General features: G+C 67.3%; 17 protein-coding genes. 10 read left to right on the top strand and 7 right to left on the bottom strand.

The genetic code is table 11. The annotated features are described in order from the left end of the window. Positions 1–13 precede the first annotated feature (13 nt). From BDK89_RS14500 to BDK89_RS14490, 3 genes are read left to right on the top strand one after another with little or no spacing between them, the layout of a single operon-like run. A complete protein-coding gene (locus tag BDK89_RS14500) occupies positions 14–1,468 on the top strand; it encodes an LCP family protein (protein WP_133869625.1) in 1,455 nt (484 codons plus the stop codon). A 31-nt stretch (positions 1,469–1,499) separates the two neighbouring features. Further along, on the top strand, positions 1,500–2,255 hold the full coding sequence (locus BDK89_RS14495) for a class I SAM-dependent methyltransferase (protein WP_133869624.1): 756 nt from the start codon (positions 1,500–1,502) through the stop codon (positions 2,253–2,255). A gap of 13 nt (positions 2,256–2,268) precedes the next feature. Then, a complete protein-coding gene (locus BDK89_RS14490) occupies positions 2,269–3,240 on the top strand; it encodes a glycosyltransferase family 2 protein (RefSeq protein ID WP_133869623.1) in 972 nt (323 codons plus the stop codon). 9 nt (positions 3,241–3,249) lie between these two features. Here BDK89_RS14490 and BDK89_RS14485 read toward each other — a convergent pair whose 3' ends face one another. The 4 genes from BDK89_RS14485 to BDK89_RS14470 are packed head-to-tail and all read right to left on the bottom strand — an operon-like array spanning position 3,250 to position 4,941. Then, positions 3,250–3,879, bottom strand: coding sequence for an MBL fold metallo-hydrolase (locus BDK89_RS14485; RefSeq protein WP_133869622.1), 630 nt, complete (start codon positions 3,877–3,879; stop codon positions 3,250–3,252). A gap of 12 nt (positions 3,880–3,891) precedes the next feature. Beyond that, positions 3,892–4,260, bottom strand: coding sequence for a nuclear transport factor 2 family protein (locus tag BDK89_RS14480; protein ID WP_133869621.1), 369 nt, complete (start codon positions 4,258–4,260; stop codon positions 3,892–3,894). Between the two features lie 13 nt (positions 4,261–4,273). Then, the gene (locus BDK89_RS14475; protein ID WP_133869620.1) at positions 4,274–4,678 is read right to left on the bottom strand and encodes a type II toxin-antitoxin system VapC family toxin; all 405 of its coding nucleotides are present in this window, start codon (positions 4,676–4,678) and stop codon (positions 4,274–4,276) included. Further along, the gene (locus tag BDK89_RS14470; RefSeq protein ID WP_133869619.1) at positions 4,675–4,941 is read right to left on the bottom strand and encodes a type II toxin-antitoxin system Phd/YefM family antitoxin; all 267 of its coding nucleotides are present in this window, start codon (positions 4,939–4,941) and stop codon (positions 4,675–4,677) included. Before BDK89_RS14470 ends, BDK89_RS14475 begins: the two co-directional genes overlap by 4 nt. A gap of 55 nt (positions 4,942–4,996) precedes the next feature. Here BDK89_RS14470 and BDK89_RS14465 point away from each other — a divergent pair, with 55 nt between their 5' ends. Next, positions 4,997–6,112: an acyl-CoA dehydrogenase family protein gene (locus tag BDK89_RS14465; RefSeq protein WP_133869618.1), complete on the top strand. Its 1,116-nt coding sequence runs from the start codon at positions 4,997–4,999 to the stop codon at positions 6,110–6,112. A 207-nt stretch (positions 6,113–6,319) separates the two neighbouring features. Beyond that, positions 6,320–6,772, top strand: a complete 453-nt coding sequence (locus BDK89_RS14460; protein WP_133869617.1) for a hypothetical protein — start codon at positions 6,320–6,322, stop codon at positions 6,770–6,772. A gap of 3 nt (positions 6,773–6,775) precedes the next feature. Here the strand turns inward: BDK89_RS14460 and BDK89_RS14455 are convergent, their stop codons facing one another. After that, entirely contained in the window at positions 6,776–8,107 is a 1,332-nt protein-coding gene (locus tag BDK89_RS14455) for a UDP-glucose dehydrogenase family protein (protein ID WP_133869616.1), read from the bottom strand. A gap of 88 nt (positions 8,108–8,195) precedes the next feature. Here BDK89_RS14455 and BDK89_RS14450 point away from each other — a divergent pair, with 88 nt between their 5' ends. Further along, on the top strand, positions 8,196–9,017 hold the full coding sequence (locus BDK89_RS14450; protein WP_133869615.1) for a maleylpyruvate isomerase N-terminal domain-containing protein: 822 nt from the start codon (positions 8,196–8,198) through the stop codon (positions 9,015–9,017). A gap of 27 nt (positions 9,018–9,044) precedes the next feature. Here BDK89_RS14450 and BDK89_RS14445 read toward each other — a convergent pair whose 3' ends face one another. Then, positions 9,045–10,196: a DUF4185 domain-containing protein gene (locus tag BDK89_RS14445; protein WP_166657590.1), complete on the bottom strand. Its 1,152-nt coding sequence runs from the start codon at positions 10,194–10,196 to the stop codon at positions 9,045–9,047. Positions 10,197–10,794: 598 nt separating this feature from the next. On the opposite strand from BDK89_RS14445, the gene BDK89_RS14440 reads away from it, so the two are divergent. Next, entirely contained in the window at positions 10,795–11,019 is a 225-nt protein-coding gene (locus BDK89_RS14440) for a hypothetical protein (RefSeq protein WP_133869613.1), read from the top strand. A gap of 9 nt (positions 11,020–11,028) precedes the next feature. After that, positions 11,029–11,790, top strand: a complete 762-nt coding sequence (locus BDK89_RS14435; protein WP_133869612.1) for an alpha/beta hydrolase — start codon at positions 11,029–11,031, stop codon at positions 11,788–11,790. Between the two features lie 14 nt (positions 11,791–11,804). On the opposite strand, the gene BDK89_RS14430 is transcribed toward BDK89_RS14435, so the two are convergent. Then, positions 11,805–12,542, bottom strand: coding sequence for a glycosyltransferase family 2 protein (locus tag BDK89_RS14430; protein ID WP_166657589.1), 738 nt, complete (start codon positions 12,540–12,542; stop codon positions 11,805–11,807). A gap of 157 nt (positions 12,543–12,699) precedes the next feature. On the opposite strand from BDK89_RS14430, the gene BDK89_RS14425 reads away from it, so the two are divergent. Continuing rightward, entirely contained in the window at positions 12,700–13,548 is an 849-nt protein-coding gene (locus BDK89_RS14425) for an ABC transporter permease (RefSeq protein ID WP_133869610.1), read from the top strand. Next, on the top strand, positions 13,535–14,308 hold the full coding sequence (locus BDK89_RS14420; protein ID WP_133869609.1) for an ABC transporter ATP-binding protein: 774 nt from the start codon (positions 13,535–13,537) through the stop codon (positions 14,306–14,308). The genes BDK89_RS14425 and BDK89_RS14420 overlap by 14 nt, the downstream gene beginning before the upstream one ends. The last annotated feature ends 9 nt before the right edge of the window (positions 14,309–14,317 follow it).

Raw genomic sequence — 14,317 nt, 5'->3', positions numbered from 1 at the left:
GCGGATAGGAGAAATGGAACTGGTCCGTGAACTCGCGACGGCGCTCGTGCTGCCCGGTTGGTCGCAACGCCGCGCGCGCCTCCCGCTCGCGATCGCCCTGCTCGTCGTCGGCGTCGCGTTCCCGCTGGTGGTGGCCGTCTGGGCGGTCGTCTCGGGGCGGAACTGGGTGGCGCTCAGCCTCGACCGTACCTTCCTCGCCTGGGTCCTGGCGGCGTTCGTCGCCGCGCTTGCGGCGCGGCTGGTCGCGCTCGCGATGTGGTTCGCCGCCGGGTCGCGTTCCCGGGAGCGGACCGTCGCCGGAGCACTCGCAGCGCTCGTCGCCGTTGTGCCGTTGAGTGTCGGCATCGTCGACGTGGCCCAGGCCCGCTCCGACATCGCGCCCGTCTTCACCCCCACGGCCGACGGGGGAGCGGTGTTCGACCCCGACGGCGATGGCGACGATGATGACCCAACGGGAACCACCTTGCCGACGGTCGACGTCGAGCCCGTCACGTCGGTCGATGCCGTCGAGCGGCCGTGGGAACGTGGACCGCTGCCGACGATCGAGATGGGCAGCACCACGACCACGCAGCCCCGTGTGAAGCCGGCCCGCCCCCGCTCGGGGGTCGATCCGGCAGTGGTCGCGGACGTTCGCAACATCTTGCTGCTCGGCGGCGACGCCGGACCCGGCCGCAGCGGGTTGCGCACCGACACGATGATGCTGCTCAGCGTGCACACGCCGTCGGGTCGAGCCAGCCTCGTCTCACTGCCTCGCGACATGGAGGGGTTGTTGTTCCCACCGGGTTCGGCACTCGAGGCCCGCTACCCGTACGGGTTCACCGAACTCGCGAACGCCGTGTACCCGATCGTGTCGGCGAGCAGCAGCCTGCGCTCGGCGTACGAGACCGACGGCGACATCCGACCCGGCATCGTGGCGACGGCGCAGGCCATCGGCTACTCCCTCGACGTGCCGATCCACGACTACGTGCTCGTCGACATGCAGGGCTTCCTCGATCTGGTCGATGCGCTCGGTGGTGTCACGGTCCGCGTGACCAAGCAGATCCCGATGCCGGGCAACGTGCCCGGCGCGAAGTACGACTATCCGCCGACGATCGGTCCCGGCACGATCGAGATGGACGGCACGCTGGCGCTCGGCTACGTCCGCAGCCGGTACGCCGACTCCGACTACCAGCGAACCCGACGCCAGCGAGACCTCCTCGCCGCGATGGCGCAGCAGATCTCCGCCGTCGAGGTGCTCTCGCGGTACGACCAGGTGCTCGACGCCGTGGGCGGCACGCTGCGCACCTCGCTCACCCCCGACGAGCTCGCCGACACGGTCGCCCTCATCGGCGGTGAGACGGCGATCGTCGAATCGGTCGGTCTGGTGCCGCCGCTGATCAACGTGAAGCGCCCCGACGTGCAGCGCATGGCCGAGATCGTCGGCGAGGTGCGCGTGGCCATCGCCCAGGGAACGGCGAGCGGGTACTGAGCGGGCTCGACGCCAGGCATACTCCGGACCCATGAATGCGGTCAGCACGGTGAAGTCGGCCTACGCGGCGGGTGCACGCGGCGTCGGGCGCGGCCTGCGACGCGTCGGCGTGCTGGGTGACGAGCCGCCACCGCGCGAGCATCGTCGACGGCACTGGGCCTACAGCCTGTTCTGCGCGCACGACTCGCTGGCGATCGCCCAGCTCGATGTGCCCTGGTGGACCTACGGAGCGATCGACGCCGTCGAACAATGGCTCGACGCACGTGATGCACCCGTCCGGTCGTTCGAATGGGGATCGGGGGCGAGCACGATCTGGCTCGCCAAGCGGGTCGACTCGGTCGACTCGGTCGAGCACCATCGAGGGTTCGGCGAGATGATGCAGGCCGAACTGGGCGACCTCGACGTCGCCAGGGCCTCGCACGTCGAGTTGACGGTGATCGAACCCGTCGAGTCCGACGCCCCGGAGGTGGGTTCGAAGAAAGAGGGGATGTCGGGTCTCGACTTCTCCGACTACGTCGGCCGCATCGACGACGTCGGCGGCTCGTTCGACCTGATCGTGATCGACGGGCGCGCCCGCGAAGCGTGCCTCACCGCCGCCCTGCCGCATCTGGCCGACGGCGGGATCGTCGTGTTCGACAACACCCACCGTCGCCGGTACCGCGACGCGATCGACGCGGCCGGGGTCACGAGCGACCGGTACCGCGGACTCACGCCGACGCTGCCGTACCCGGACGAGACGTCACTGATCACCCTGCCGGTGTACGGCGGGCGAGATCAGCAGGCGTAGGGTGACCGCCGACATGGGCGTCAAGCTGGTCATCCAGATCCCGTGCCTCGACGAGGAGGCGACTCTGCCCGAGACCCTGGCTGATCTGCCGCGGGAGGTGCCGGGCGTCGACGTGGTCGAGTGGCTGGTGATCGACGACGGCAGCACCGATCGCACCGTCGAGGTCGCACGCGAGCTCGGCGTCGATCACGTCGTGTCGCACCGCGGCAACCGAGGTCTCGCTGCGGCGTTCCTGACCGGGCTCGACGCAGCGTTGGCAGCCGGTGCCGACATCGTGGTGAACACCGACGCCGACAACCAGTACGACGGCTCGTGCATCCCCGATCTCATCCAGCCGATCCTCGCCGGTGCCGACATGGTGATCGGTGAACGTCCGATCGAGGACACCCCGGAGTTCTCGGGTACGAAGAAGCGACTCCAGCGCACCGGGTCGTGGGTCGTCCGCAAGTTCTCCGGCACGTCGGTCCGTGACGCCGCCAGCGGGTTCCGGGCGTTCAGCCGAGACGCCGCGCTGCGCCTGCAGGTGTACGGCCGGTACAGCTACACGATGGAGACCTTGGTGCAGGCCAACGCAGAAGGACTGCGCGTGACGGGTGTGCCGATCCGCACCAATCCGCAGACCCGGCCGTCGCGGCTCGTCAAGAGTTCGATGCAGTACGTGCGACGTTCGGCGCAGACGATCGTGCGCAGCTTCGCGATCTACTACCCGTTCCGGTTCTTCCTGGTGGTCGGCCTGGTGCCGTTCCTGCTCGGGATGGCGTTGCTCGTGCGCTGGCTCGCGCTGTACCTCGTCGAGGACGTGTACTCGCCGCGGCTGCCGAGCCTGATCATGGGTGCCGTGCTCACCATCGTGGGTGTGCAGCTCTGGGTCGTCGGCTTCCTCGGCGACCTCCAGGCTGCGACCCGGCGACTCCTCGCCGAAGCCCGTGTGCGCGAACGCCGTCGCGCGTTCGACGAACGTCGGATCACCGACGGCGACGCCTGACGGCTGCGCCTACCAGCCCCGGTCGACCCACTCCTGCAGGTGCGGGCGCTCGGCACCGATCGTGGTGTCGACGCCGTGGCCCGGTAACACGACCGTGTCGGGCGGGAAGGTGAAGAGCCGGTTGTCGATCGAGTCGATGATCGTCGTGAAGTCGCCGCCCTCGAACGAGGTGTTGCCGGGGCCGCCCGGGAACAGGGTGTCGCCCGTGAACAACAGGGGGGTGCCGGCGAGATCGAACGAGATCGAACCGGGGGTGTGGCCGGGATTGTGGATCGCGTGGAGGCGGAGCCGGCCGACCTCGATCACCTCGGCGTCGTCCAAGAAGACGTCGTAGCCGCAGTCTTTCAGCATTGGGGCGTCGGCCGACGTGACGCCGACCTCGTAGCCGGCCTCGCGGATCTGAGACACGGCGCCGATGTGGTCCCAGTGGCCGTGTGTCTCGAGCACGCGTCGGACGCCGAGGCGATGACACAGTTCGAGCAGCAACTCGTGCTCGTTGGCGGCGTCGATCAGCACCGCCTCGCCGGTTCGGCGACAGCGGACGATGAACACGTTGTTGTCGAACGATCCGACGACCACGCGGTGGACCTCGACGTCGCCGTTCGCCCAGTGCAGTGTCGTCGACGGGATGTCAGCCATGCCTGCATGCTCTCACGTGGCAGCCGGGGTGTCCTGGCTGAACGTATTGACCCACCGCCCGTCGATCCGCTGCCACAGCGACGACACGTACATCCGGTGCAGCTCGTCGGAGCCCGGCCGTCGGAACCGGGCTTCGTAGCACAGCAGGTGGGCGTCGTCGCCGAGTTCGATCCAGCGCGGGCGGTTGACCGAGAACGTCGACACGGTCGGTTCGCTGGCGAACTGGTCGACGTGTTCGTCGAGTCCGGCGAAGCCGTCCGGGTAGACGCCGAGGAAGTCGTCGGCGAGCAGCGACCGATCGGCCTCGGCGTCGCCGTCGACGAGCGCCTGCCACACCTGTTGCTCGAGGTGGATGAAGTACTGGGGTCGCGGCCGTTCCATGGCTCGCAGCTTGTCAGGCCGACACGACGTCGAAGCCGAGGCCGAGGGCGACGGTGATCTGGGTCGGGTCGAACGTGAGGAAGCGCACCGGACGGGGGAGGCGTTCGGCGGCGGCGAGATGGATCGCGTCCGTGAGTCGAACCGGTTGTTCCCGTGAGAGCGCGGCGGCCCGGTCGAGGCAGCGCTGATCGACCGGCACGACGTGCACGCGGTCCCAGGTGAGCCGGAGCGCGTCCTCGAGGTCGGCACGGATGATCCGTTCGTCCGACAGCCGGTCGATGGTCGGCAGTGCCTCGGTGAGCGCCAACGCTGACGCACACCACGTGGGGTCGTCGTCGAGCGCTTCGAGCGCGACCGAGCGCTGGTCGCCGTCGACGACGATCGCCAGCAGTGCGCTGGTGTCGAGGGCGAGCGTCATCCGCGCAGCTCCCGCAGCGCCCGGTCGATTCGGACACCCGACCACACCGGCACCGCCTCGGGCGGTCGCCAGTCGGTCCGGCGCGGTGGGATCAAGGCGCCCGCCGCGATCAGCCGGTCGATGTCGGGTGCCGCCTCGTCGAGTGGTGCGAGCTGGGCGACCGGGCGGCCGTGGGCCGTGATGACGGTGCGTTCGCCGCTCGTGGCCCGGCGGATGGCGTCGGGGAGCGACGCACGCAGATCGCGGACTCCGGATGTGTGCACACGTGTACACAACTCGATTTGCGGCGAGATGTCAACGCCGACGACGATGCTCGACATGAACTTCGCCTTCACCGAGGAACAAGAAGAACTCCGCTCGACGATTCGTGCGTTCATGGAGGCCAAGAGCCCCGAGAGCGACGTCCGAGAGCAGATGGAGACCGAGCAGGGGTACGACTCCGCCGTCTGGAGCCAGATGGCCGAGCAGATGGGCCTCCAGGGCCTGCACATCCCCGAGGAGTACGGCGGCTCGGGCTTCGGCTACGTCGAGCTCGGCATCGTGCTCGAGGAGATGGGCCGCGCGCTCCTGTGCGCCCCGTACTTCTCGACCGTCGTGCTCGCCGCCAACACGCTCCTGCAGTCGGGCGACGACGCCGCCAAGCAGGCGCACCTGCCCGGCATCGCCTCGGGCGAGACGATCGCCACCCTCGCCTTCACCGAGCCCTCGGGCAAGTGGGACGAGGCCGGCATCACCATGGAGGCCACCGCCTCCGGTGACGGCTACACCCTGTCGGGCACGAAGAGCTTCGTGATCGACGGCCACGTGGCCAACCTCATCATCGTCGCCGCCCGCACGAGCGCCGGCGTCAGCCTGTTCGCCGTCGACGGCGATGCCAGCGGCCTCACCAAGACCGCCCTGTCGACCATGGACCAGACGCGCAAGCAGGCCAAGCTCGACTTCGACAACACGCCGGCCACGCTGATCGGCGAGGACGGCAAGGGCTGGGACACGCTCTCGACCGTGCTCGACCTCGCCGCCGTCGGCCTCGCTGCCGAGCAGGTCGGTGGTGCACAGTTCGTGCTCGAGATGGCCGTCCAGTACGCCAAGGACCGCGTCCAGTTCGGCCGCCCGATCGGCTCGTTCCAGGCCATCAAGCACAAGTGCGCCGACATGCTGCTCGAGGTCGAGTCGGCCAAGTCGGCCGCCTACTACGGCCTGTGGTGCGCCAGCGAGATGAACGACGAACTGCCGTCGGTCGCCTCGCTCGCCAAGGCGTACTGCTCGGAGGCGTACTTCCACGCCACCGCCGAGAACATCCAGATCCACGGTGGCATCGGCTTCACCTGGGAGCACCCGGCGCACCTGTACTTCAAGCGTGCCAAGTCGAGCGAACTGCTCTTCGGCGACCCGACCTACCACCGCGAGCAACTCGCCACCCGCATCGGCATCTGAGCCGTCGGGCCGATCGCCCGATCTGATCCGCTGGACGAACACCAGGAGGTGGGTTCTGCACGACTTGTCGTGGAGGGCCCACCTTCTGCGCGGTCGGGGTGTCGGTTGAGGTCAGACCCCAACCGACCGTCCCGGCGACTGGGACCCGTCGCCAACCAGTCGGTTGGGGTCTGACCTCAACCGACCGGTGGTTCGTAGACTCTCCCTGTGATCTGGGTTTTCATGGTCGTGGCGGCGCTGCTGGTCTTTGCGATCGCGGCCGGCACGATCGGGCGGGAGGCGCATCGACTCGATGCGATCGCGCCTCGGGCCGTCTATCAGCTCGACGAGGCGGTCGACTTCGTCGCGGACCGGCTCCCCGAGGCCAGCCAGGCGCGGCTCACCCCGGCCGAGGTCCAGACGCTGTTGGTGGCCCACCTTCGCTGGATGCACGACAACGGGCTCCAACCCGACAAGGCCGTCGACGCGAAGCAAGTGATCGACGACGACGTCGTGGTGACCGAGGATGCCTTGGTGGCGTATCTGCTCGCCGAGGCCGAAGCGGGCGACGTCGACCTGCTCGACGACGTCGACGCTGTCAACGTCGTCGAGGCGCACCTCGCCTACTTCGAGGCGATCGGCGCAGTCGGCCCACAGGCCCCGCTCGACGACCTGCTCTGACCGTCAGAGGTTCGGTCGGCCGATGCCCGAGTAGTGCAGTCCGGCGGCGCGCACCGTGGCCGGGTCGAGGGTGTTGCGGCAGTCGACGATGGTGTCGCCTGCGAGTGACTCCTTCACCTTCGCCAAGTCGAGGGTGGAGAACTCGGGCCACTCGGTGAGCACCACCACGACGTCGGCACCGTCGACCGCGTCGAGCGCCGTCGTCGCCAGGTCGAAGTTCTGCACTTGCCCGGCGCGATACGGGTCGAGGTCGCCCTGCACGGTCGGGTCGTACGCACGGATCGCGGCACCACGCTGCTGCGCCTTCCTCAGGATGCGGAGCGCCGGCGAGTCGCGGAGGTCGTCGGTGCCTGCCTTGAACGTGAGCCCGAGCGCGGCGACCGTCACGCCATCGAGGCGGTCGCCGTCGTTGCGGCCGACGGCAGCGGTGATCTTGTGCACCATGCGCTGGTGCTGCTGCTCGTTCACCTCGATCACGTAGCGCATCAGCGAGAAGTCGTAGCCGTGGTCGAGTGCGATGCTGACGAGGGCCCGCGAGTCCTTCGGGAAGCAGCTGCCACCCCAACCCGGTCCGGGCTTCAGGAACTTCGGACCGATCCGATCGTCGGTGCCGATGCCCCTGGCGACCGCCTCGATGTCGGCGCCGACCGACTCGCACAGCGCTGCGACGCTGTTGATGAACGAGATCTTCATGGCGAGGAAGCCGTTCGAGGCGTACTTGATCGCCTCGGCCGAGGCGGCGTCGGTTTCGATCATCTCGGTGTCGAGTGACGAGTACAGCGCGCTGACGCGTTCACGCGCGTCGGGGACGTCGGCGCCGACCACGACGCGGTCCGGGTGGAGGAAGTCGTGCACGGCCGAGCCCTCCCGGAGGAACTCCGGGTTCGAGACGACGGCGATGTCGTCACGACCGAGCGCCGCCTTCACGACCTTGTGCGAACCGACCGGGACGGTCGACTTGTTGACGACGACCGCGTCAGAGGGGAGCAGCGGGCCGATCTCACGGGCGGCGCTGGTGACATAGGTGAGGTCGGCGGAGCCGTCATCACCCTGTGGGGTGGGCAGGCAGAGAAAGACGACGTCCGCGGTCCGAACCGCCGGGTCGTTCCCGAGTGCGAACTCGAGGTTGCCGGCGGCGACAGCGTCGGCCATCAGGTCTTCGAGGCCGGCCTCGACGATCGGTGCCGTGCCGGCTCGCAGCAGGTCGACCTTGCGCTGGTCGATGTCGCAGCAGATCACGTCGTGGCCGAGGTGGGCGAGACAGACCCCGGTGGTCAGTCCGACGTAGCCGGTGCCGATGACGGCGATGCGAGGGGCGGTGCTGGGGGTGCTCATCGTGCCTCCGTGCGGGACGCTCCCGCTTCGCCCCGGAGGCTAACCGAGCCACCGACCGTGTCGTCGTGACCGGTCGCCGTCTGGTGTCATGGAGGACATGTCAGATCTCGGCAAGGAACGGATCGTCGGCGCGTTGCGCGACGAGTGGGCATCGATCGACGACCTCGTCTCGGGGCTCGACGACGAGCAGTGGTCGTGGCCCTCGCCGCTCCCGGGGTGGGACGTTCGGGCCAACGTCGTGCACATGTTCGGCACCGAGGCGATGCTCCTCGGCCGGTCGCCGTCGGTCGATCCCGACGACTCGCCCGATCACGTCACCAATCCGATCGGAGCGGCGAACGAGGCCTGGATCGCGACGTACTCGAACGCTTCACCGTCCGACCTGCTGGCGGAGTTCCGCTCGCTGACCACCGAGCGACTCGCGGCGCTCGAGGCGATGTCGGACGACGAGTGGAACACGGTCGGGTTCACCCCCGCCGGCCAGGCACCGTACGGACGATTCATGCAGATCCGTGTGTTCGACTGCTGGATGCACGAACAGGACATCCGCTACGCGATCCGCATGCCCGGTCACGAGCAGGGCGCCCCCGTCGACGTGTCACTCGACGAGATGTCGAACGCCATGGGGTACGTCGTCGGCAAGAAGGCCGGTGCCCCGGCGGGATCGTCGGTCACGTTCGACCTGCGAGGAGCCACGTCGCGGCAGATCCATGTGCAGGTGGGGGAACGGGCACAGGTCGTCGACGACCTCGACGGGCTGGCGACGGCGCGGCTCGTGATGCCCGTGATCTCGTTCGCTCACATCGCGGGAGGGCGACTCGATCGAGAGCTGCACATGACGCACTGCGAGATCGAGGGGGACGAGGAACTCGGCCGACGAGTTCTCGAGAACCTGCCCTACACCATCTGACCGCTGCGACCTGACCGAGGCGACTCATCACGGTTCCGGCCACGGTCGGTGTATGACAGCCGGCCGATACATCGGTGGATCGGCGACAGCGTGCTCCCAGAACTCGGCGTTCTCCGAGATCGCGATTGCCAAGCCATCGGTCGGGTTGCTCCACGGCAGGATGATCGGTTGGTACGACAGTTTCCCCGTCGATCCGGGACGGTGTTCGTAGACGAAACGGTCGACCGTCCGCCACGGGCCCCACGGTTCTTCGGCGACGTCGATCAACACCTCGTCGCCCCAGAAGCCGTCTTCCTTCGTCACGGCGATCCATCGGCCGTCGAGGTACCTCGGTTGCATGGTGTTCTCGGCCCAGAATCGCTCTGAGATCGGCGCGGCCTCGTATGCACGGCGCGACCAGCCGTCGGCGGTTCTGTACTCCGGCCGCTCATCGATCTCGCCGAGCGGGACGCGAGCGAGAAACATCTGCGTCGCCGAGTGGAAAGCATCCCGACCACCCTCCCGAGCCAGGTTCAACAGGTTCGAGTTGCCGAACAGATACGTGTGATGCTCGTCCGACGCGATCGCGAAACCGTAGCCGGGGAAGACACCGGGGTCGGGAGCCGGCTCGAACGATCGACGTGCGAGTGTCTCGGGGTCGTACTCAGCGAGCCAGATCCCGACCGGGTGACGAATGATGCCTTCCCATGGCCCCGGAGGTGGATCGGACAGCACCATCTCGGACCAGAAGATCCACAACGAGTCGCCGTGTCGTTCTCCGCCCAGTGGCCAGAAGAAGCGGGTCCAGTCCGTCCAGACGTCGCCCAGTTCGAAGTTGTGTCGGGCGTCGGGCGCACCTCGGTAGATCAGGTCGAGGCAGGATCCGCGCTGGTCGATGGCGAAGTTCTGAATCTGCCGACCGTCGTGGTAGAGATCGTTCGCATTCCCGGTGTAGTCGAAGTACGCGTCCTGGCCGATCCAGATCCACCGGTCGTCGTCGAGCGTGATCACATGCGGATTGTCCCAGCCGATCAACGGCCCGACGCGTCCCGAAAAGGCATCGTCGAGCGTTTCCGGCTCGAGATCGGGGAGACATCCGATCGGGTTGTGAACCAGGTCGTCGCCGTCGAGGTGGACCGGCCCGGGGCCGTTGGTGAGGAGTGCGACGGTCGTGGGCGGGATGGACGTCTGCGCTGACATCATCGGAGCGGCCGTTTCAGTGACGAGGTCGTCCGCCCCGGTGGGCTCTGCGAATGCACGAGCGTCCGTGGCTGATGTCTCGGATCGCAGCGGGCTGGCGTCGGCGCTCGCGCACGCCGTTACGGCACATCCGGCCACTGTTGCGATCAAGGGCCGCCGGATCGGTCCGAGACGGTGCTGTCGTTTCGGCATTGGAGCCAACTCGTTCCCCCTGGCGGGCGTCCCCCTGACCCCGACCTAGATCACAGTTATATCCCCGGCGGTCGTCCGGCGGAAACCCGAACCACGGGGCAGCGTGAGTTGGGCTAACATCTCGCATACCAGAGAGAGGAGGTGGTCCAACACAATGAATGACAGTCTTTTCGGGACCCTGGAGGTGGTTGGCCGCTAGGTCAATCAGGCTGGACTGCCTGGCGAATCTTCGCCAACCCCCGCTGAGCGCTCTGCCGGAGCTCGTCCCACCGGCCTACAAGGGAGCGTTCGGTCTCTACAGTCAACGTGAACGAGGGAGTGCCTCCGGGCGCTCCCTCGTTCCGCGTTCAGGACTGAGTGGCCATCGTTGCGGCGGAACGGCATCACAGCGAATATCGTGTTCGGCATGGAGCGACCCATCCGGTTCGAGCACGCCCGTTTCCTCGGCGACAAGCGCACCCAGCTGGTGTACGACCTCGACGAGTGGGAGGACGAGGCGATCATCGACGAAATCGTCGAGCAGGGTGTCGGTCTCCAGTTCGGTCCCGACACCCTCGTCGAGGCTCGCAACCGCGGCTACACCCTCGCGACGCCGGGCAAGCACCGCCTGCACCGCAAGCCCCGGGCCTGATCGGCACACATGGACGGCACGTTCCACAACGCCGGCTACACGCTGTCCTGTCACGTCAAGCTGCCCCCTCACGCCGACGACGACGCCCACGGCGAGATCGCCGGCATGATCCTGTGTCACGGCTTCCCGATCGGTCCGCTCGACGCCCGGAGGAGTGCCGGGACCTTCCCACAGCTCGTCGACCGGGTTGCGATCGAAGTCGGTATGCCGGCGATGACGTTCAACTTCCGTGGCACCGGAGAGAGCACCGGCGACTTCTCGCTCCAGGGATGGATCGACGACCTCCGCGCCGCGATCGGACACCTGTGCTCGGTCTCGGGGGTCACGAAGGTCGTCCTGGTCGGTACGAACACCGGCGGCTCGATCGCCGTCTGCGTCGGGGCCGACGACCCACGTGTGTCCGCGGCCGCCCTGCTCTCGCCGCGTGCCGATTTCGACGACTGGGCGGACCATCCGCGCCGTTTCCTCGACCACGCCCGCGAGATCGGAGCGGTCCGAACGCCCGGCTTCCCGCGCTCGATGGACGATTGGTCGCGAGCGTTCAGGCGGTTCCGACCGGTGGCGGCTGCCCAACGTTTCGCTCCGCGCCCGCTCATGGTGATGCACGGCGACGATGACGAGAGCGTCCCGACGAGCGATGCGAGGCAGCTGGCTGCAGCACACGGTGCTGCCGAACTCAGTCTGCTTCCTGGTGCGGGCCATCGTTTGCGACACGACCCCCGGGCCGTTGCGATCCTGCTGGGGTGGCTGGAGCGGGTCAAGGCTGCCTAGCCGAGCCCCGATTCTCAGACGACGGGCGGCCTTCCAAGACGACTGAGTCTCCAGACGGTGCTCCACGCGATCGGGGATCGATCGACCGGCCGCCGCCAACCCTGGCGCCAGCCGGAGACGTACGCCGATCGTTGGGAGCGCCCCGGTGCACGGGCGAGGCCGATCAGGAGCCAAGCGGTCGTGTGAGCGACGGCAACGGTCCAGGGCAGAGTGCGACGAGCAATCATCACCCGGTTTCGGCCGGTCAGTCGCCAGCCGTCCGGATGTCGGCCGATGTCGGTCCTTGGGTGGAAGACACAGGCATCGGGGAGATACATGATCCGCCACCCGCGATCGATCAATCGCCAGGCGAGCTCGACCTCCTCATGACCATAGAACAGTTCGCCCCAGTAGCCGCCCGCATCGAGGTATGCGTCACGTCGGATCGCACATGCACCACCGAGAAACAGCGTCACCGGGCCGCCGATCTCGGCCCGCCGGCCGCCGAGACGCGGAACGTGCCGGCGCGCCGTTGCCTGGTGCTCATCGACAATTCGCAGCGCGACGGCCCCGATCGTCGGGTCGGCTGCGAATGCCCGACGGATCAGGTCGCCGATCCCATCGCCGGCTACAGCGTCGTCATCGAGAAACCCCACGGCATCGCTGTTGGTTTGCCGGAGGGCCCAGTCGCGCCCGGCCGGGATGCCGAGGTTCTGGCCCGTGCTGATCACCTCGGCTCCCGGAGCGTTCACCTCGGCGTCGCCGTTGACCAACACGGTCGTGGGCGCATCGACCGATCGAACCGCCGCAGCGAGTTCGGCCGGACGGTCACCCCGCGTCAGGATGATCCAATGAAGAGGCGACACCGGCGTGAGGCTATCCGTCCGGCTTTCCGACCGGCCCTGACCCTCAATCGGTAGGCTCGCCTCGATGCAAGGCGCCGTGAGTGACCAAGGGCTGCCGGAGCTGCACGATGCACACGCGTCGGCCAGATTGCCCGTGTATCTCCGAGAGATCGTTCAGCGGCGGAGCTATATGTGGCACGTCGCTACGAATGAGCTGCGCCACCGACAGATCACGAGCGTGTTGGGCAATGTCTGGCACCTTCTCAACCCAGCTCTGAGCATCGGCGTCTACTATCTGATCTTCGGTGTCATCCTGAAGTCCGACCGCGGCGTCGACAACTTCATCTTGTTTCTGACCGTCGGGCTGTTCGTGTTTCAGTTCACGCAGAAGGGGACGATGTCCGGCGCGAAATCGATCGTCACGAACAAGGGAGTCATCAAGGCGGTGCGGTTCCCGCGAGCGATGCTGCCGATGAGTACGACGCTGACGGAGTCGCTCGCCTTCGTACCGAACTTCGTGGTCATCGTCTTCGTAGCGGTGGTGACGAACGAGCCACCGTCGATTCGGTGGCTGGCGGTCGTCCCCTTGTTCGCCGTACAGGTCTTCTTCACGCTCGGCGCAGCGATGATCGCGGCCCGCCTGGCGAACCACTTCGTCGACACGATTCAGCTCCTTCCGTTCTTCTTCCGACTCCTGCTGTACGCCTCGGGTGTGCTCTTCAGTGTGGACGCCTATGTGGCCAGCGACAGCGCGTACCGCTACCTCTTCACGGCGAACCCGATGTACTCGTTCATCACGCTGCAACGGTGGGCCATCATGGGCGGCACCTTCCGGTCCGACCAGCTCGTCTACGCGATCTTGTGGGCACTTGCGATCGTGTTCGTCGGCTTCGTGTGGTTCCGACGCGGAGAGGAACGGTATGGCCGAGACTGAACCGACCGCAGTGTCCGAGTCGAAGCAGACGCTCGGTCCCGTCGCGATCGCCGTGGACGGGGCGCACGTGCGATACAAGGTGTACGAAGAACCGAAACTCACGGCGCGCGGGTTGTTCAATCGGGCGATGCGGGGCCGGCGATCGACGGAGGTGCACGCCGTCCGAGGCGTATCGGTCGAGGTGAACGTCGGAGAAGCAGTAGGAATCGTCGGCTCGAACGGGTCGGGCAAATCGACGCTGCTGCGTGCGATCGCCGGGCTGCAGACCCTCTCCGCCGGTTCGATTCAGGTGCGGGGGGAGGTTGGCCTGCTCGGCGTCGGAGCTGCTCTGAAGCCGACCCTTTCCGGCTATCGGAACGTGATGCTCGGCGGGCTTGCGCTGGGGCTCAGCAAAGACGAGGTGAACGAGCGACTCGACGAGGTGGCAGAGTTCTCTGGACTTGGGTCCGCGATGGGGCGTCCGATGAACACCTACTCATCGGGAATGCGAGCACGCTTGGCCTTCTCGATTGCCACCCTCCGGGTACCGGACATCCTGCTGATCGATGAGGCGCTCGCAGTCGGCGACAAGGACTTCCGCGAGAGAAGCCTGGCTCGGCTCGATGAGATCCGCGAGGCTGCGGGCACCATCGTGATGGTGACCCACAACTTGTCGGAGATTCGAAAGACCTGTTCGCGATCGATCTGGTTCGATCAGGGTGAGATTCGCATGGACGGGGAAACCGAGGCCGTGCTGTCCGAGTACTCGGATGAGCGATGATGGCGGCGT

The organism is Ilumatobacter fluminis, assembly GCF_004364865.1.
GTDB lineage: Bacteria > Actinomycetota > Acidimicrobiia > Acidimicrobiales > Ilumatobacteraceae > Ilumatobacter > Ilumatobacter fluminis.
Note: the sequence above shows the minus strand (reverse complement) of the source record. Positions and strands in the feature narration are given on the sequence as shown.